The sequence below is a fragment of the Microcoleus sp. PH2017_34_RAT_O_A genome, from assembly GCF_020737885.1.
Lineage (GTDB): Bacteria > Cyanobacteriota > Cyanobacteriia > Cyanobacteriales > Microcoleaceae > Microcoleus.
Genome location: NZ_JAEQDD010000031.1, coordinates 98,991 through 117,206 on the forward strand (window position 1 = coordinate 98,991; position 18,216 = coordinate 117,206).

Consider the following 18,216-nt stretch of genomic DNA (forward strand, 5'->3'; position numbering starts at 1 on the left):
TTATTTTAAATTGTTAGCGCCGGCACGCCTCAAACTGACTACAGCCTCCACCAAGACATCGGGCTGTACGGGTTTAGTCAGATGCCGATCGTAACTAGCTTTCAAAGCCCGATCGCGGTCTTCATCTCTAGCATAGGCCGTCAGGGCGATCGCCCGAAACTTCCTGCCGCTTTGGGTTGCCAGAGAACGCAGCCTTAACAGCAGCGAATAGCCGTCTTCCTCAGGCATTCCGATATCGCTGACCAAAACATCCGGCACAAACTCCGAAGCCACCTCAAACGCCTCAGCAGCACAGGATGCAGCCCTGACAGCCGCCCCGGAATCGCTCAAGACAAACATCATAAATTCCCGCGAATCCACCTCGTCATCAACCACCAAAACCTTGACTCCCTGTAAATTACCACCGCCAGCCAACACCGACGCTTCCTCAGGGGCGATCGAATTTACCGGAATCGAAGGGAGGCGGAAAGTAAAAGTCGAACCCATATCCAGTCCCGGACTCTGGGCCCAAACCCTGCCGCCGTGGAGTTCCACCAACTGCCGGACGATCGCCAGACCCAGCCCCAAACCGCTATAATTGCGAGTAATCGTAGCATCCGCTTGCCGGAAAGACTCAAACACGTAAGGCAAAAAATTCGCAGCAATCCCAATTCCGGTGTCGGTAACAGTTAGCTCAACCTCCGAATCAAATCGCTGCAACCGGATTTCCACTCGCCCGCCACGCGGCGTAAACTTAATCGCATTCGTCAACAAATTCCAAATTATCTGCTGCAAGCGGCCGGGGTCTCCCGATACCAAAAATCTCGGATTTAACGGAGATTCGCGATCGCCATAAACCTCTTTGAGCGGGCAAAATTCAGCAGTATCCAAGCCCAAATCTAGAATTGCCAACTCCACGTCGATCGACTTAGCATCGGCCGCCAACCGCACCGTATTTACGGCTCCTTCCACCATCGAAATCAAATTTACTGGACAAGGATTTAAAGTCAATTTGCCGCGAATAATTCTCGAAATATCCAGCAAATCCTCAATCAATTGAGTTTGCAATTTAGCATTGCGCTCGATCGTTTCCAACGCCCGTGCGGTAGCTGCCGGACTGAAACTGCGATTTCGTAGCAATTGCGCCCAGCCCAAAATCGCGTTTAAGGGCGATCGCAACTCGTGAGAAAGAGTTGCTAAAAACTCATCTTTCATGCGATTTGCTTGCTGAGATTCCTCATAAAGCCGCGCGTTTTCGATGCTCGCCGAAACTGCCTGAGCCAACTGCATTAAAATACTTTCGTCATCTTCCCCAAACTCCCCCTCATACTTGTCCGACAACTGAATCAATCCCATATTTCTGCCATCGCGAGCCGTCAGCGGTACCGCCAGCCAGCCCCGCATCGGCGGGTGCTTGTCGGCAGCCTTGCCGAACTTCCGCCACGCCTGGTGAGCCTCTAACTCGCTTTGAGTCATCCGCATCGCCTGTTGGTGCCGGCAAACTTCCTGATAAATGCCCGTACCGTCTGGCTCTTCGCAGTAATCTTGCCACTGGGCGTATTTTTCGGATAGGGAAAACTTGCTAATTCCGGCATCCCAGTGGGCGGAAGGGCTGAGGTTGACGGCTGCTTGGTGGACTTCCAGAATTTGGCGGGCGCTATCTGCTGCTAACTGAACGATGTCTGCTACCGAAAGCATGGAGTGGAGCGCAACTGAGGCGGAGGTTAACTTTTGCAGGCGGTGCAGATACGATCGCTCGCGCGCCAAAGCCTGGGAGCGATCGTATTCTAACTGTTTGCGAGCGGTAATGTCGATCGCTACGCCGAACAGTCGCACTGGTTTACCGGATGCGTCAAAAACCACCCGCCCTTTGTCGTGAAGCCAAATCACCGAACCGTCGGGGCGCTCTTGCCGGTGTTCCGAGTCGTAAAATCCCGAGCCGCTGAGTGCCGCATCCAAATCTGCCAAAAAGCTGTCGCGGTCATCTCGATGCACCGCATTCTTTTTTTCCTCAAAAGTACCAACTGCGCTGTCCGGGTGCAAACCTATCTCTGTTTGGGCATTGGAAAAACGGCGGATTTCAGCGGAAACAACATCCCAACTAAAAGCAACCGTGTTAGCTGCTTCCAGGGCAAAGCGCAAATTTTCCTCGTTTTCCTGTATTCTGGCTTCGGATAACTTGCGATCGGTAATATCCCAAACCACGCCGATCGATCGCACCGATTTACCAGTACCATCATCAAAAAACTTGCCCCTAGCCGCGATCCAGTGCAAGCTGCCATCGGGCCAAATCACTCTAAATTCGTGCTGGTATTCTATCTTGTTATCTAAAGAAAAGGCGATCGCGCGAGCAATAGAATCGCGATCGTCCGGGTGAATAAAGGCAAAAAATGCTTCATAAGTTCCCAAAAAACTGCCTTTTTCCAACCCGAATAACAGTTCGTGTCCCTCCGACCAAACCACCTCGCCAGTTAATATATTCCAATCCCAAGTTCCCATTTGCGAGGCGCAGATAGCTACCCTCAGCCTTTCCTCAGAAATTGCCAACTGCGCCGAAGTTTTTGCGTAATTCTCGCGCAACTGCTGTTTTTCCAAACTTTCGCGCACGGCAGACGCCAGCCGATTGAAGTGTCGCCCTTTGAACACATAATCGCTCAAACCCGCTTTCATCGCTTCGACTGCCACTTGTTCGCTGCCGCTGTCGGTACACATAATTACCGGACAATTTGGGTACTGGCTTTGAACTTGTTTGAGAATAGTTAATCCGTCGCTCCAGCGCACTTGGTAATCGGTAATCACCATGTCAAAACCCCCGACGACCAGGATTTGTTCGAGACTTGGGGCATCTATCGCCGACTTAACTTCTAAATCGGGCAAAGTTTTTCTCAGTTCTCGCTCGATCATCAGGCGATCGTTCGGGTTGTCGTCGATCAACAGAATAGACAGCATGGTTTTTGGGCTTTTTGTATTGGCACAAACATTCTTGAATCTAAAAATATGTTATTGAGGAGTTCCGTTGTTTCAATATTTAGTGCTAATTAACTATCCTCGGATTTTTTTAATTGTATTTGCTTGTATTTTATTATATCTCACAGATTATGCTGTCGGTAGTTTTTTCCCAGTATTTGCTAACAGATACATAACCTAATTTCTTCTCTCGAACCTTGTGGGTATTATATTAGTCAATGCCTTGCTTCAACAGTTGACACTTGACACTTGACAGTTGACTTTTGAGGGCAACCTCTACCCTTAAGTCCGAGGATTGGAGTAATGAATAGTCTAATTTTAATTTCTCCGTCAAAGGCGGGCGGGCTTTCAACCAATTCTTTCTGGTAAAAATCCCAGCCTTACGATTTTCGAGGTTGATTAGCCTCCCGTCAATCTTGGATTCATCGCACAGGAACAGATGATACAGGACTCGCCACCTCAAGACCAACTTCTACCAGTTTTGATTTGATTATATTTGAGATTAAAGAATTGGGAATGACTGATGACCACCCAAAAATGGATACAAGCCCACGACAGCAGAAGTGGAGATTACAAAATCTTAGACCAAAGTTCAAACTCCCAGATTCACGGCGCTACAAGTAAATCTCAAACTTGTACAGCCAAGTCGAAGTATCTCAAATCTCTCATTACGAGGAAAAGTCTGACAACGAGGAAATAAACCCTAAAAATTGGGATAACGCTACTATAAACCAGAAAATTCTATAGGTTCCGGCAGTTCGGTCTGGTTGAGCCAATACTCGCCAAAACTCTGCATCATGTCCGATAAAGAAGCAAACCCGACAGGTTTAACCAAATAAGAATTAACGCCTAGATCGTAAGCTTGATTGACATCTAATGTTTGCCTCGAAGATGTAAGAACAATCACAGGTAAACGTTTGAGTTGCGGCTGCTGTTTGAGCCAACTCAGAACCTCGTGACCCGATCGCCTGGGCAACTTCAAATCTAGTAAAATTATCGCAGGTAAAGGATAGCGCTCGCGATCGCTGTATTCTCCATCACCATTTAAATAAAAAACCGCTGCATCTCCATCTCGGACAATTTGCAGCGAAGTATTAGTAAAAATCTGATTGCGAAACGCCCGCTGCATCAACAGAATATCAACGGGGCTATCTTCCACCAGCAAAATCGTCTGCCTTTGCCTCATCCTTTCCTCAGCTCTATCCAAAATCGACTGCCGTGTCCTAATTGCGATTCCACCCCAACTTGACCGCCCATGCGATCGACTGCTTTTTGTACAATAGCTAATCCTATACCAGTTCCGGGGTATGACTCGATACCGTGAAGCCGTTCAAAAACGCGAAAAATCCGTTTTTGATGTTCTGGAGCAATACCGATGCCGTTGTCTGCTACCCAAAGACGGATGATGCGATCGCCTTCGTTGGCTTCGCTAACAGGCAATTGGCCAGTGCTAATCAATAACTGCGAATGCTCCCACTTTCCCACTTTCCCCCTTTTCCATTCTCCCGCAGTCTGTCTGTCTGTCTCTCCCTCTGGAGGCAGTTGAATTTCCTCAGCCCATATTTGCACTTGCGGCGATGCGCCTGCCACAAATTTTAGAGCATTGGCGAGCAAATTTGTGATGACTTGAACTAAGGTAACGCGATGGGCAATTACCGGCAATAAGGGCGATCGCACGCTGATGCGAGCACCGTTGGACTTAGCATCGGCTTGTACCATAGCAATTGCCTCAGCGACAGCAGATTCTAACTCTACAACTTGCAGCGATAAATCAGTGCGGCTCAGGTGGCTGTATGCTAGCAAATCTTGGATCAAATCTTCTAATTGTTGCCCAGAATTTACAATTTGCTGGGCATATTCTTGACCGAGTTCGTCAAGGATTTCGCCGTAATCTTCTAACAAAGCTTCAGCCAATCCCTGCATTCCCCGCAAGGGCGCGCGCAAATCGTGGGCGACGGTATAGGTGAAAGCTTCTAATTCTTCGTTAGCTCCTTGCAGTTCATTGGTGCGGAGTTCGACTCGCTGTTCTAACGTAGCGTTGAGCATCCGAATTTCCGCTTCTGCTTGTTTGCGTGCAGTGATGTCAATGGCGGTACTAATTACTAAACTTCTGCCGTCGGAAAGCTTGCCTAAAGGTGCCGAATAAAAGTCCCAAATTCGTTTTTCACCGCTGGCTGTGGTAATTATATATTCACCTTCAGAAAGGCGCGAGTTTAATTTGTGCAGCCAATTGATATTTGCTGGCACTACCGATTTGCGGCTGCCGTAAGCTTTTTCTGTCCAATCTTCAATTGTAGGAATTTCTGAGGATTTGTAGCCTGAGAATTCTGTCCAAGCGGAGTTAATTTGCAAAACTTCTCCGTTTTCAGCGTGCAGCATAATTGGCAGCGGGGCGTTAACAATGGCGCGGCGGAAACGTTCTTCGGTTAATTGCAGGGAATTGCGATCGCGTTCTAGCTCTTCTAGCAGTTGATTTTGTTTGATTTGGGCATTGTCGCGCAAAATGCGATCGCGCTTTACCAAATATAAAATTAACACCAGCAACAGCCAATCTACCACAGTAGCAACGGTAAAAGTGATGATTGTCAAATTAGCACTGGCTTGAGATTCTTGGGCGCGCTGCTGCAATATCACATTTTCCTCGGCAGTCATGGTGGCTACCTGCTGCCGAATCCCCTCCATGATTTGCTGTCCGCGATCGGTTTTTACCACCCGCAGGGCTGCTGCTAAGTTTTGTTTGCGCCGCAGATTGATGGTTTCTTGAAGTTCGGCTAATTTAGAGTCGATCGCACTTTTCAAGTCGCGAAGGCGCTCTTGCTGCCGATTGTTGTCGGCTGTTAGTTCCTGCAATCCGACTAATTGTGTGTTAACGTTGGCGATCGCAGTGTAATAAGGTTCTAAATACCGTTCTTCTCCCGTCAGCAAATAACCGCGCTGCCCCGTTTCAGCATCTTTTAAGGTAGAAAGCGTGGCTTCGAGTTCACTTAAAACTCCGTGAGTGTGGCTCACCGAGCGCTCGTTTTCCACTAACTTGAGAGTATTGCGGTAGGAAGTTACCGCATTAAAAATTAGCAGTCCCAAGGCGATGCCGATGCCTGCGGTGATTTGGCGAGTCAGCGATTTGTTCATGAAATAGTCGGCGCGCGAGTGCTGCTTTTTTTGTTATACCTCGCTCCGGGCGATGAATTTTTTGCTCGGGCAGACACGGCGGCCAAAGCAGATAAATTTAAGGCTCAAATTTGCGATCGATCTTGTTTTTAGTTTAGTGTCGCTGCTACACAAATACTAGACAAGTCTAGACATTTGCTTCTTACTTCGTCGGGAGCATGGGAGCGGTTATCCCTCCGTAAGCTTTCACGGTTTAGCCAACCGTGATAAATTGATGGCTGCGTTTAAATCCCTGTCCATCGAATGACCGCAACTTCCACAGTTATAAACCCTTTCTTTGAGTGGCATATCTTGAATATGCCCGCAACTCGAACAGGTTTTGCTCGACGGGAACCAGCGGTCAGCAACGACAATTTCACAGCCAAACTTTTTCGCTTTGTATTCTAGCTGGCGTTTAAATTCATGAAATCCGCAATCAGCTATTACCTGTGCTAGCTTGTGATTCTTTAGCATCCCTCCAATATTCAAGTCTTCTACTACTATCGTTGCGTGGTTTTTGCATAAGTAAGTAGTGACTTGATGTAGAGTATTCTTTCTGAGGTTTGCTATTTTTGCATGGTGTTTTGCCAGTTGGATTTTGGCTTTGTATCTATTGCTGGAACCTTTCACCTTTCTAGCAAGAACTCTTGATAATCTCTTCAGCTTTATAAAATGCGCTTTGTAGTGCTTTGGGTTCGGGAATACTACGCCAGTTGAAAGTGTAGCCAACTCTTTTACTCCCAAATCAACTCCTACAATTTCATGAGTTTTGACTGTGGGTTCATGATTCTGTTCGTAAGCAAATGCGATAAACCAACTGTCGGCAGTGCGTGAAATGGTGATTGACTTGCAAGTTGTGTGAGGTAGTCCTTCGTGGGTTTTTACCCAGCCGATTGTCGGCAACTTTATAGACGTACCACCCACAGGGATAGGCTTACCGCCCGCGTCAATAGTGAAAGAGTCGTGATGCCCCTTCTTTTTGAATCTGGGAAATCCACCTTTTTTTGAGAAAAATTTAGAGAACGAATCCCCAAGATTGTCAAAGGCGTATTGAGTTATTTTCTGGCAGATTCCCGTCTCTTTGATCCATGTAAATTCAGGTTTTACATGATTGTTGAAGAATTTCTTGAGTAGGTATTTATTGGGCTTTAATCCATCTTGATAAAGGCTATTCCAAGTAGCTAGTCCCCAATTATAAGTAAACCTCGCTATGCCAGCGTGTTTGCTCATAACCGTTGCCTGGTTCTTGTTTAGCTTTAACTTTGTCTTGATGGACAGAAGCATTGTTTGGCCTCAACACTCGATTTATTTGTTTAATTTTGCCACATCTTGTAGGGGTTTGTCAACAGCATTTTTTAGTTTTATTTGATTTCCTTGGAGTAATTTTGCAGACCGTATAATCGACAGGAAAAACAGTGAATTATTTCAAGTATTCTAGCAATTCATGTTGAGGAGACGGCGAGTCTTTTTACTGACAATCCAAGCTTTTTTGCGAATTCATGTGGTTTAAACAAAATGGTATACCGTAGATTTGTCCACAAGTGTACCACTCTGTCTATTTATTTGCTACCTAGGTACTAGCTCCTCTTCGCATCCTCCTTAAGTAAGAGAGGCCAAATATACAATCTCTCGCTCTCTCGCTAAGCTTAATTAGTCATTTTCTGTGGCATCACTTTTGCTGCTTTGACTATTTCAAATCGCGGCGCAAAAAAAGGAGTTTTTACCTATTGATTTCGGTTGATTTATGGGGTATATTTTAGATAATGGAAGTGGTGACTTCAATTTAAAAATTTTCACTATTCCCATTATTAAATAATACCTTGTCAAGCAGCCCGCGTCAAGCTTTTTACCCGAAAAAAAAGGCGATTTTTTCATGATTTGTGAAAAAAATAACTTTGGGACGCAGGGGAGAAATTGCTAGGGAAACTAACCGCAGATAAACGCAGATTAACACAGATAATTTTCAGCATCCAGATGGAATCAATAGCAATTGGAGTCTACAGTCTGTTTGGAAGCGAGACGATCGCACTGCACGCCGGAAAAGATGATTCCGAGTGCAGTGGCGAAGCAGAGAATTAGGGAATAACAGCGGCTTTCATCGCCAAAATGCGATCGATCGCATCCTCAACAACCTTATCAGGAGTCGAAGCACCCGAAGTCACGCCGACGACAATATTACCTTCAGGCAGCCAATTTTCAGTTACGACCAAATCCCGGCCCAAAGGCTTGTGTTCGATGCGATTTCCCGGTAAAATGCGCTCCGCAGAATCAATGTGATAAGAAGGAAGAGTTTTGTCGATCGCAATTTCCTGCAAGTGAGTAGTATTAGAAGAATTAAAACCCCCAATCACCAACATCAAATCCAACTTTTCCTCAACCAAACTCAACATAGCATCTTGCCGTTCCTGAGTCGCATCGCAGATAGTATTAAAACTCAGAAAATGCTCATTAAGATTGGACGGCCCAAACTTCCGCATCATCGTCTTTTCAAACAACTTGCCAATATTCTCAGTCTCAGTTTTGAGCATAGTAGTTTGGTTAGCAATCCCGACACTTACCAAATCCACATCCGGGTCAAAACCAGCAGAACAAGCCTTGCTAAACTTAGCAAGAAACTCAGCACGATCGCCTCCGTGCAAGATATAATTGCTGACATATTCAGCTTCCTGCAAATTCAGCACAATCAAATACTTATCAGCAAAAGAACTCGTTGCCACAGTTTCTTCGTGCTTGTACTGACCGTGAATAATCGAAGTATAATCCCTTTTCTTGTGTTTTTCAACAGTATTCCAAACCTTAGAAACCCAAGGACAAGTAGTATCAACAATCTTGCAACCCCTATCGTTCAGCAACTGCATTTCTTGCACGCTCGCCCCAAAAGCAGGTAAGATTACCACATCGCCACTATCCACCACAGAAAAATCTTTCTGCCCCTTTTCCACAGCAATAAAACCAACTTCCATATCGCGCAAATGCTGGTTCACAGAAGGATTGTGAATAATCTCATTAGTAATCCAAATCCGTTCCGAGGGGAAGTGCTGGCGAGTCTCGTAAGCAATAGCCACAGCGCGTTCCACTCCCCAGCAAAAGCCAAAAGCCTCAGCCAGCCGGATGGTGACGGCGCCGCGTTGCAGCCTGTAATTGTTGTCGCGAATTTGCTGGATCAGGCTGCTTTGATAAGCTGTCTCCATTACGCCAGCTACCTCAGCTTCGTGTCCGAAACCCTTGCGGTGGTAGTTTTCAGACTGTTGGAGCGATCGTTTAAAAGCTTTAGTATCCATGCGGTACTGAGTTCAAATCTAGGTTAATTACCTTTGATTTTAGAAGGCCTGGGTGCGATCGGGATTATACGATTTTAGATTTTAGATTTTAGATTTTAGATTGGAATGAACTACTGCATAAGGGTTAGGATCGCAAATTAAATAATTTACACAACGAAAGTGGGATGGGCGGGGGAGCCCGTCCTTTAGAGACGGGCTCCCCCGCCCATCCCACAAAAACCATCAAATTATAAGTTATTTAATTCTCATTCCTTAGTGGCTTGTATAAAGTTACATTCTCTTTTGAAACTGGTATTATTTAATTCAGTAACGAACAGAGGCGCGACTTTCATGGGTTCGTTCAAAATAAAACAAAAAAAAGCGTAGAGACGCACATAACTGCATCTCTACGCGATGATCGAACTTACCCTGAAAATCAGCCCACCTTTTTCGGCGCGAAAGGAGAACCAGATTCAAAGGAACTGAAACCGCCGGCAAAATCCTCACCGTAAGCTTCTTCCCCGTGTTGGCCGATATCCAAACCTTGGTCTTCAGCAGATGAGGCGACTCGCAGTTCCATAAACTGCGCGAGAATTTTTAGGATGACAAAAGTACCGGCAGCCGCAAACACGTAAGTAGCTACAACGCCTACAAACTGTGTCACAATTAGCCCCGGATTTCCGGCAAACAGCCCGTCATTTCCGGCTGCGTTAACGGCTTTAGTCGCAAACACGCCTGTCAGAAGCGCGCCTACAGTTCCGCCGACGCCGTGAACCGGGAAGGTGTCCAAAGAGTCGTCAAATCCCAGCTTAGCTCGCAAGCTAACGGCGAAGAAGCAGCAAACGGAAGTTATCGATCCGATTAACAGGGCCCCCACTGGGAGTACGTATCCCGCCGCTGGTGTGATTCCCACCAATCCTGCTAGGAAACCACTGGCAATTCCGACTGCTGTCGGTTTGCCTCTGAGCACCCATTCGATGATTGTCCAAGTTAAACCGCCGGCTGCGGTTGAAATCATTGTGGTGACAAAAGCCACTGTTGCTAAGGAACCCGATCCTAAAGCGCTACCGCCGTTGAAGCCAAACCAGCCGAACCACAGGAGCCCTATTCCGAGCAAGACGTAGGGTACGTTGTGGGGGGTGTGGGGCTTGTTCAAGTGATCTTTGCGGGGCCCGATTACCCAAGCTGCGACAACCGCAGATACGCCGGAACTGATGTGCACGACTGTGCCGCCGGCAAAGTCTAATGCTCCCATCGCCCCCAGCCAGCCTCTACCCCAAACCCAGTGGGCTAGAGGAGAGTAGATGAATGTAGACCACAGCAGCACGAACCAGAAGTAGGTTTTGAATGTTACCCGTTCGACGATCGCCCCGGAAATCAAAGCTGGGGTGATGATGGCGAACATCATCTGGTAAACCATGAATACTTGGTGGGGTATTGTCGGTGCGTAGCCGATCGGATCTGGTTTGTCGGCTGCGACGTTGTTCAAGAACATCCAGTCGAAGCCGCCGATGAAGGTTTCAAATCCTTTCCCAAAGCCTTCGGAAACTGGAGTGGAAACGTCAAAGGCCAAACTGTAACCCCACAGCGTCCATGTGACGCCGATCAGTCCCATCATGACTAAGCTCATCATCATGGTGTTGAGGACGTTGCGCGATCGCACCAGCCCTCCGTAGAAAAACGCTAGTCCGGGTGTCATTAGCAACACCAGTGCTGAGGAGATTAACATCCAGGCTGTATCGCCGGTGTCGATCGGATTTGCCGCCACCGCAGCAGCCGCCGCCGCAGGGGGAGCAGCATCTTGAGCTAAGGCATTGTTCATCAGCGGCCAACTTAACAGCCACAGTGCGAGGATGCCGATCGTGAAACTTTTTTTGAGCACGTTATTTTTACCTTTTAATACTCAGCAATTCGCAGGGAAGACCGAGCCGATTTTAGATGTGAGGATTTTAGATGCAATAGTTAATTTGGTTTTAAGTCCCTGTTTTAGCGGAACGAATCTTTAATAGATAATTCCCCAATCCTCAAGCCCCGACTTCGTATAGTCGGACTCATCTAAATTTGTCAACTCTCAATCCCATACTCTCTGCCTTTTGGATTGCACCATTTGTACAAACTGTTATTCTGTATCATTGTATACTAAAAGCTCAACTATTATATTTTCTTAATCTATCCGCAGGTACTTGACATTACCCCTGACTTCGGAGTAAGCCGTGTTGGAAGGGGGAGAATGGGGGAGAATATGACTTCATCCTTCTAACTACTGACAACTGCCAACTGACAACTGCCAACTGACAACAGTCAACTGATTAATTTTTCAACTGCATTTGACTGAACATTTGCAAGGCCGATCGCCAAACCAGATAACCTCGCTCGTTAAGGTGTAAGCCGTCTGTACTGAGTTGGGTTGGTAAATTGCCGTCAGCATCCGCAAACAACGGCTGCAAATCCAGATAGGAAACATTTTCGGAACTAGCAATTTCTTTCAGTCGCCGATTGATTGCGCGAATCCGACTGTTGGGAATCGCTAATAGTCGATCGCGATTTTCCCAGGTAGACTGTTCCCCGCTGTGGGGCAAAATCGACTGCACCACCACTTGTGCTTTCGGGTGCGCCCACCGCAAATCGCGGATAATCTGTCGCTGGTTGTTCAAAATCCCTTCGTCGCTGGCCCCCCGCAATAAATCGTTAATCCCGATCATCACAAACACCGTATCGGGCAGAGTGCGATCGAACAACTGCAATCGCTTCAGCAAACCTACGGATGTCTCCCCCGAAATCCCCTGATTCAGCCAAATGCGATCGGGCGGTAACAGCTTCGTCGGAAACCACATACTCAAAGAATCTCCAGCCAAAACACTCAGTTTTGGGGGACGATTTGCTGCGGCAGCCTCAGCTTCCCGGCCCAACTGCGTCACCCACTGCTGGTAAGACCATTTGTGTCGAGGCCCTGCAAGGGGCAAGTCTGCCACTACTTTTGTAGAGTTTGTCGCCGTCGTCGAAGAGCGAATTAGTTCTTCAGTGCTTTCCGGCGTTAGTGCAGCACTAGCAGGGGAACTTTCTGTTAAGTTGTTTCCCCTACCGATTAGTTGAGCGACTGTGACAATTAGTACCGCGTTGGTAAGCAGAGATAGCAAAGCCCAAACCGGAACAGTTTTCGATCGGCTAACTTCCATCCCCAAGAGGGATTTATGAGTTCTACTTCTGCTAACTACTCCAAACTTCTCCATAAACTCAAGCGATTTGCAGGCACCATACTGAAATAATTGGCACTGATTGCTGCATCAAATTTTACCGTTCAATTTTCGCCTCAATTCTTGTAAGAATCAAGCAGTGTGCTGTGTTGGGCGTGACGGCGATGCAGAACTTTGCTTTTTGGCACTACTTTACCATAAAAAATCTGACTGCCAAGCTTTCTGGCGCAGAAATCAGGCGATTTTAGATTTTAGATTTTAGATTTAGGAATTCCGAATGACTTACTGTATCAGGATTTAGAGCTTTTCTAAAGTAGCTTTTTTTAAAGCTGAGCCGCACGCAAAAACCCAGTTTGTTAACGTAATTGCGAGATTTTAGCAAGGAATGCCAGAACGATCGACCTGGTTTAAAAGACTCAAGAGTGCGTCTGCGACTGTATCTGCGGGCGGGGGATTTCAGATTGTGGTTTTTCACAATTAAGCCCTAGATGGACGTACAAATCGCTCATCTAGGGCCAGAAAGCTGAAGAAAGTCGATCGTCCCACGCTTGAGAGTTTTGCTCTAAAGTTTGGTAGTTCTGTCCGCACCCCCCCCAGAATAACCGCCGTAGCTGCTTTCTGTTCTGTTGCCAGAGCTAGTTTCCTTCACAAACCCGGTGTAAGCTTCCATCCCATGTTCGCCGATATCCAAACCTTCAGCTTCCTCAACAGCAGAAACGCGGATACCCAACAAAGCTTTGAGTGCCAACCAAAAAATCGTACTCAGCAGCACGGTCATTCCGCCTACAGAGATAATACCGATCAACTGCGGTATTAGTTGATCGAAACCTCCGCCTACAAACAATCCCGCTTTCGGCCCAGCGGTATAAATTCCCGTTGTGGGCCCGTCAGCAAATAAGCCAACTGCCAGAGTTCCCCAGGTGCCACAGACTAAGTGAACGGAAGTTGCTCCTACAGGGTCGTCAATTTTTAAGTTGTCGAAGAATGTTACTGCAAAAACTACCATGATGCCGGCGATCGTGCCGATAATGGCAGAGTTGGGTATGTTAACCCAAGCGCAGCTCGCTGTCACCCCGACTAAGCCAGCGAGGATGCCGTTGATAATCATCGACAAGTCTGGTTTTCCGAGGTAAAGCCAAGCTGTAATTGTGGCAGCAACTCCCCCGAAAGCACCGGCGGTGTTGGTGGTGAGCGCAATGTGGGCGATCGCATTTGGATCGACAGCCATTGTCGAACCGGGATTGAACCCGAACCAACCGAACCACAGAATCAAACAGCCGAGGGTGGCAATGCTCATATTGTGTCCCGGCATCGCCACAGTGTCGCCGTCGCGGTACTTGCCGATCCGCGGTCCGAGAAATGCCGCTCCCATCAAAGCAGCCCAACCGCCTACCGAGTGAACCACTGCCGAACCTGCAAAATCGTAGAAACCTGCTGTTTGCAGCCAGCCGCCGCCCCAAATCCAGTGTCCGGTAATCGGGTAAGCAATTCCGACTAACAGCAAGCAGAAAATTAAAAATTCAAGGAATTTAATGCGCTCTGCAACTGCCCCAGAAACGATCGTAGCAGCAGTTCCCGCAAAAACTAATTGGAAAAAGAATTTAGCATTCAGGGGGACTCCCGTCCAGTTTAAGGATTTGAAAATGCCTTGATAAGCATCTCCCATAGCGGGGCTGTTGTCAGCCACGTTCAACAGGAAATATCCGCCGCTGCTGCCGATAAAACCGTTACCGTTGCTGAACATTAACGCAAAGCCGATCGCCCAATATGCGATCGTCGCAAGCGCAAACACAATCAGGTTTTTTGACAGTACGTTAACTGCATTTTTCTGGCGGCAGAAACCTGTTTCCAACATCCCAAAACCCGCGTTCATAAAGAACACTAGCATCCCAGCCACCATCACCCACATGGTATCCATGCCTACCTTGAGGCTGGCCAATTGCTCTTCGGTGGTTGGCGCAGCAGGAGGGGTTTGGGCTACTGCGGCATATCCCCAAATCAAGAAGATGACTGCTGCTATTGGTATACAGGCTTGCCAACTCGGACTGAGGCGGGCGATCGTCCTTTGTAATTTCTTGAACCTGCTGACTTTTGTCAAAAAGTTAGGGGCTGGCAAATTCAAAGACTCCCGCCTGACTTGTTTCGATTTTTTCTTTCCGACACTCATTTTCATCATTTTTACGCTTTTACAACTTATCAGCTCAGCTAGACCCCGAAAATTTCCCACAATTGTACTACAACACTTAGAGATTATTTGTTCATAGTGAGATATTTTTGATAGCCTAGCTCTTCTAGCTGAGTTTGTTTTTTCATTACAGATTCGGACAAAGTTTTCCGGTAATCCAGGATTCGCTCCAGCAATTGAGGCTGGGAAACTGCTAATATTTGAATTGCCAGCAAGCCAGCATTTTTAGCATTGCCGATCGCCACTGTTGCTACGGGTATACCGGCTGGCATTTGGACGATCGAGTACAGCGAATCTAGGCCTTGGAGGTGGCGGCTCGCTACTGGTACACCAATTACCGGCAATGGTGTTAAAGATGCTACCATACCCGGAAGGTGCGCCGCTCCCCCAGCACCTGCGATAATTACTTTCAAACCTCGTTGGTGCGCGGTTTGAGCATATTCCACCATCCGATCCGGGGTACGGTGGGCGGAGACAATTGCTACGGAGCAAGGTACGTGGAATTCTTCGCAAACTGCGATCGCTTCAGACATGGTAGGCAAATCCGAATCGCTGCCCATGATAATTCCAACTGTCGGTTGACTCATGCAATTTTCAGATGTGAGATTTCAGATTAATGGTAATTTTAAGTTATGGCGTTAACTAAAAGATCTCTTGCAAAAATACAACGCACCCCACCCCAACCCTCCCCGCGAGTTCGGGGAGGGGGTAAGATTATTCTTGTTTCCCCCCTTAATAAGGGGGGACTTGCGGGGGGTAAATTTGACGAGAGCAAGAGTTCTAAAATTTAGATATTTTGTAGCCAAACTGATGCTCGAAAGCAATTTGGTGACAAGCCAAGAGTGCAGAAAGCAAAAATCTCCACATCCTCATCAAGAGCCCGCAGATTTATCGAGGCGAGCAAATCTAAAATCTAAAATCTAAAATCTAAAATCTAAAATCGGATGACTGAAGCCACAACCCCAACTGCCGCCCCTACAGATATTCTCAATGCTCGCCTGCCCGGTTGCAAGGATTTGCAGATGCTTGCTGTTGACAACACGGGCATCATTCAAGAAGTTTGTTCGATGGACAAAGTATTTAAACGAATTGCTCCTCCCAATTTGCAAGTGATCGACGCTGCGGGTGATTGGGTTTCTCTGGGCGGTGTTGACTTGCAGATTAACGGAGCACTCGGTTTAGCTTTCCCAGATTTAGAAAGCAAGGATGTTAAAGTTTTACCTAAAATTTGTCAATTTTTATGGTATCAGGGAGTTGATGCTTTTTTGCCGACTTTGGTGACAACTTCCCTGGATAAGTTTAGGCGATCGCTCTCGACGATAGCTGATTATATGCGGACTGCAAAAACCGCTGCTCCTGCCACCAATAAATCCCAAAGTGCCGAAATAATCGGCGTTCACCTCGAAGGCCCTTTTCTCAACCCCCAGAAGCGAGGAGCTCACCCAGTTGAGTTTTTACTACCGCTAACAATAGAAAATGTCAAGTTAGTTCTAGGAGATTGTGCGGATATTGTCAAAATAATTACTTTAGCGCCGGAGTTAGACAGCACTGGTGAAGTCATTCCCTATTTGCAAAGTTTGGGAATTGCCGTCAGTCTGGGACACTCCCAAGCGACGGCAGAGCAAGCACAGCAAGCATTTGCCCAAGGAGCTTCAATGGTAACTCACGCTTTTAATGCGATGCCGAGTTTGCATCACAGAGAACCGGGTTTGTTAGGAGCGGCGATCGTTTATCCGGGCGTAAAATGCGGTTTAATTGCTGACGGCAAGCACGTTTCTCCGACAATGATTGATTTTTTGCTGCGTGCTGGCAGATACGACACAGGCGTTTTTTTGGTAAGCGATGCTTTGGCTCCTTTGGGTTTGCCTGACGGTGTTTATCCTTGGGATTCCCGACAAATGGAAGTCAGAAAAGGTACAGCATGGGTAAGATTGGATTACCATTCGCCGCTGGAATCTGCTACTTTGGCAGGTACAACTCTGCCGCTGTTGGCGGGAGTGCAGAATTTGGTAAGGTGGGGGATTTGCGAGGTAGAAAGTGCGATCGCCCTGGCAACTGAATCTCCCAGAAAGGCGATCGGACTTTCGGGAATTATCGGCAAACCGGCAACTCAATTGTTGCGCTGGAATTTCAATGCAGCGACAAAAGAATTGACTTGGCATCGATTGTTTTAAGTCATTAGTTATTAGTTATTGGTTATTCGTTATTCGTTATTCGTTATTTGGTAATTCTCCCACTCTCCCACTCTCCCGCTCTCCCCCTCTCCCTCTCCTACTCTCCCCCTGCTATAGCGCGTCGCGTGAGAACCCCGGTCTTTTAAGCCGGGGATGAAACGCAGTTGCAGCCTTAAGGCTGCCAGCATTCTATATTATTTGTTTCTTTGTTCTTCGATATATTTCCTGACAGTTTCAGTAGAAACGTTTCCAACACTGCCAACAAAATAACTAGGAGTCCACAATGTAGGTAATTTCAGTAATTCGGGAAACTCTTTCCTCAAGTAACTGGATGCCCTACCCTTAACTCTTTGCATGACGAAACTGGCGGAGTCTGTCGGCTTAATATTAAGCAATAAATGGACGTGATCCGGCATAATCTCCAAAGCAATAATTTTCCACCTGTTTTCCGTGACTACCTCAAAAATAATTTCTTGCAGCCGTTCTGCAATTTTGCCGACCAGAACGGCTTTACGGCGTTTGGGAATAAAAACAAAGTGCATATTGATCAGCGAGACGGCCTTGCTCTCGTGCCGATACTCTAAATCTTTTTTTGACAAACTCGCCATAAGACTATTGACTCCATCGACAGGTAGTGTATAATCAACACATTACATCAACAAGGTGACTGGCGTGTTTGGATGTCAGCAGGTATTGATTAAGCCCGATCAAAAGTTGAAAGCAGTTCTAGAATATATTTGTCAAGAGTCAAACAAACTACATAACTGTGCGGTTTACTACGTTCGTCAAGCATACTTTAAGGGTCATATTTTTGTCCGCCCGTTTGACGTAATCAACGAGTTAAAACGCAATCCTCATTACGGAGCTTTATGCGCTCAAGCAGCTCAACAGACTTGTGGTGCTGTCGGTGAGTCGGTAAAATCTTTCAAAGGATTGATTAAATTGTTTCGTGAAGGAAAGCTTGAATCTAGACCGAAATTTCCAAATTACCGTACTCCTGGCGGGCTTCACTTAATTGCCTATCCGAAACAGGCGCTTGGTAAAAAGTTGATTGATGGTCGAATTTCTATCCCTCTCGGACAAAAAGTTAAGGCTTGGTTCGGATTGAAGAACTTTCAAATTCAAATGCCTTCTAATCTGGATTATGCCGAGATCCGAGAAGTGAGAATCCTTCCTAGAAATGGTTGTTTTTATGCCGAATTCGTCTACAATTGATACTCCCCAGCCCGCTCCGGGACGGGGATTCTTGAAGAGTCCAAATGCGAACTTTCAAAGGCGAAATCAAAGCGCCTCTACTGACTCCTTCAAGA

General features: G+C 46.8%; 12 protein-coding genes. 2 read left to right on the forward strand and 10 right to left on the reverse strand.

The genetic code is table 11. The annotated features are described in order from the left end of the window. From JGK11_RS12990 to purE, 9 genes are all read right to left on the reverse strand, one after another. Positions 1–2,928 carry a PAS domain-containing protein gene (locus tag JGK11_RS12990; RefSeq protein WP_293211955.1) on the reverse strand — a complete coding sequence of 976 codons (2,928 nt, stop codon included), beginning with the start codon at positions 2,926–2,928 and terminating at the stop codon, positions 1–3. 742 nt (positions 2,929–3,670) lie between these two features. Beyond that, positions 3,671–4,132 carry a response regulator gene (locus tag JGK11_RS12995; RefSeq protein ID WP_293183740.1) on the reverse strand — a complete coding sequence of 154 codons (462 nt, stop codon included), beginning with the start codon at positions 4,130–4,132 and terminating at the stop codon, positions 3,671–3,673. Beyond that, a complete protein-coding gene (locus JGK11_RS13000; RefSeq protein ID WP_293183742.1) occupies positions 4,129–6,075 on the reverse strand; it encodes a CHASE3 domain-containing protein in 1,947 nt (648 codons plus the stop codon). The genes JGK11_RS12995 and JGK11_RS13000 overlap by 4 nt, the downstream gene beginning before the upstream one ends. A gap of 225 nt (positions 6,076–6,300) precedes the next feature. Further along, positions 6,301–7,377, reverse strand: coding sequence for an RNA-guided endonuclease TnpB family protein (locus JGK11_RS13005; protein WP_293183744.1), 1,077 nt, complete (start codon positions 7,375–7,377; stop codon positions 6,301–6,303). Between the two features lie 791 nt (positions 7,378–8,168). Further along, entirely contained in the window at positions 8,169–9,374 is a 1,206-nt protein-coding gene (locus JGK11_RS13010) for a 4-hydroxy-3-methylbut-2-enyl diphosphate reductase (RefSeq protein ID WP_293183747.1), read from the reverse strand. Positions 9,375–9,789: 415 nt separating this feature from the next. Continuing rightward, positions 9,790–11,235: an ammonium transporter gene (locus JGK11_RS13015; RefSeq protein WP_293206959.1), complete on the reverse strand. Its 1,446-nt coding sequence runs from the start codon at positions 11,233–11,235 to the stop codon at positions 9,790–9,792. Positions 11,236–11,662: 427 nt separating this feature from the next. Further along, a complete protein-coding gene (locus tag JGK11_RS13020; RefSeq protein WP_293183752.1) occupies positions 11,663–12,583 on the reverse strand; it encodes an SGNH/GDSL hydrolase family protein in 921 nt (306 codons plus the stop codon). 526 nt (positions 12,584–13,109) lie between these two features. After that, the gene (locus tag JGK11_RS13025; RefSeq protein ID WP_293206961.1) at positions 13,110–14,723 is read right to left on the reverse strand and encodes an ammonium transporter; all 1,614 of its coding nucleotides are present in this window, start codon (positions 14,721–14,723) and stop codon (positions 13,110–13,112) included. A gap of 74 nt (positions 14,724–14,797) precedes the next feature. Beyond that, positions 14,798–15,319, reverse strand: coding sequence for a 5-(carboxyamino)imidazole ribonucleotide mutase (gene purE, locus JGK11_RS13030; protein WP_293144866.1), 522 nt, complete (start codon positions 15,317–15,319; stop codon positions 14,798–14,800). A gap of 357 nt (positions 15,320–15,676) precedes the next feature. On the opposite strand from purE, the gene nagA reads away from it, so the two are divergent. Beyond that, positions 15,677–16,906, forward strand: a complete 1,230-nt coding sequence (nagA, locus tag JGK11_RS13035) for an N-acetylglucosamine-6-phosphate deacetylase (protein WP_293196306.1) — start codon at positions 15,677–15,679, stop codon at positions 16,904–16,906. Positions 16,907–17,100: 194 nt separating this feature from the next. Here the strand turns inward: nagA and tnpA are convergent, their stop codons facing one another. Next, the gene (gene tnpA / locus JGK11_RS13040; RefSeq protein ID WP_293183758.1) at positions 17,101–17,514 is read right to left on the reverse strand and encodes an IS200/IS605 family transposase; all 414 of its coding nucleotides are present in this window, start codon (positions 17,512–17,514) and stop codon (positions 17,101–17,103) included. Between the two features lie 85 nt (positions 17,515–17,599). On the opposite strand from tnpA, the gene JGK11_RS13045 reads away from it, so the two are divergent. After that, positions 17,600–18,121, forward strand: coding sequence for a hypothetical protein (locus tag JGK11_RS13045; RefSeq protein WP_293183760.1), 522 nt, complete (start codon positions 17,600–17,602; stop codon positions 18,119–18,121). The last annotated feature ends 95 nt before the right edge of the window (positions 18,122–18,216 follow it).

Coding starts and splice junctions, on each gene's coding strand:
- JGK11_RS12990 (WP_293211955.1), bottom strand. CDS start 2,928: ATGCTGTCTATTCTGTTGATCGACGACAACCCGAACGATCGCCTGATG.
- JGK11_RS13005 (WP_293183744.1), bottom strand. CDS start 7,377: ATGCTTCTGTCCATCAAGACAAAGTTAAAGCTAAACAAGAACCAGGCA.
- purE (WP_293144866.1), bottom strand. CDS start 15,319: ATGAGTCAACCGACAGTTGGAATTATCATGGGCAGCGATTCGGATTTG.
- JGK11_RS13025 (WP_293206961.1), bottom strand. CDS start 14,723: ATGATGAAAATGAGTGTCGGAAAGAAAAAATCGAAACAAGTCAGGCGG.
- JGK11_RS12995 (WP_293183740.1), bottom strand. CDS start 4,132: ATGAGGCAAAGGCAGACGATTTTGCTGGTGGAAGATAGCCCCGTTGAT.
- nagA (WP_293196306.1), top strand. CDS start 15,677: ATGACTGAAGCCACAACCCCAACTGCCGCCCCTACAGATATTCTCAAT.
- tnpA (WP_293183758.1), bottom strand. CDS start 17,514: ATGGCGAGTTTGTCAAAAAAAGATTTAGAGTATCGGCACGAGAGCAAG.
- JGK11_RS13010 (WP_293183747.1), bottom strand. CDS start 9,374: ATGGATACTAAAGCTTTTAAACGATCGCTCCAACAGTCTGAAAACTAC.
- JGK11_RS13000 (WP_293183742.1), bottom strand. CDS start 6,075: ATGAACAAATCGCTGACTCGCCAAATCACCGCAGGCATCGGCATCGCC.
- JGK11_RS13020 (WP_293183752.1), bottom strand. CDS start 12,583: ATGGAGAAGTTTGGAGTAGTTAGCAGAAGTAGAACTCATAAATCCCTC.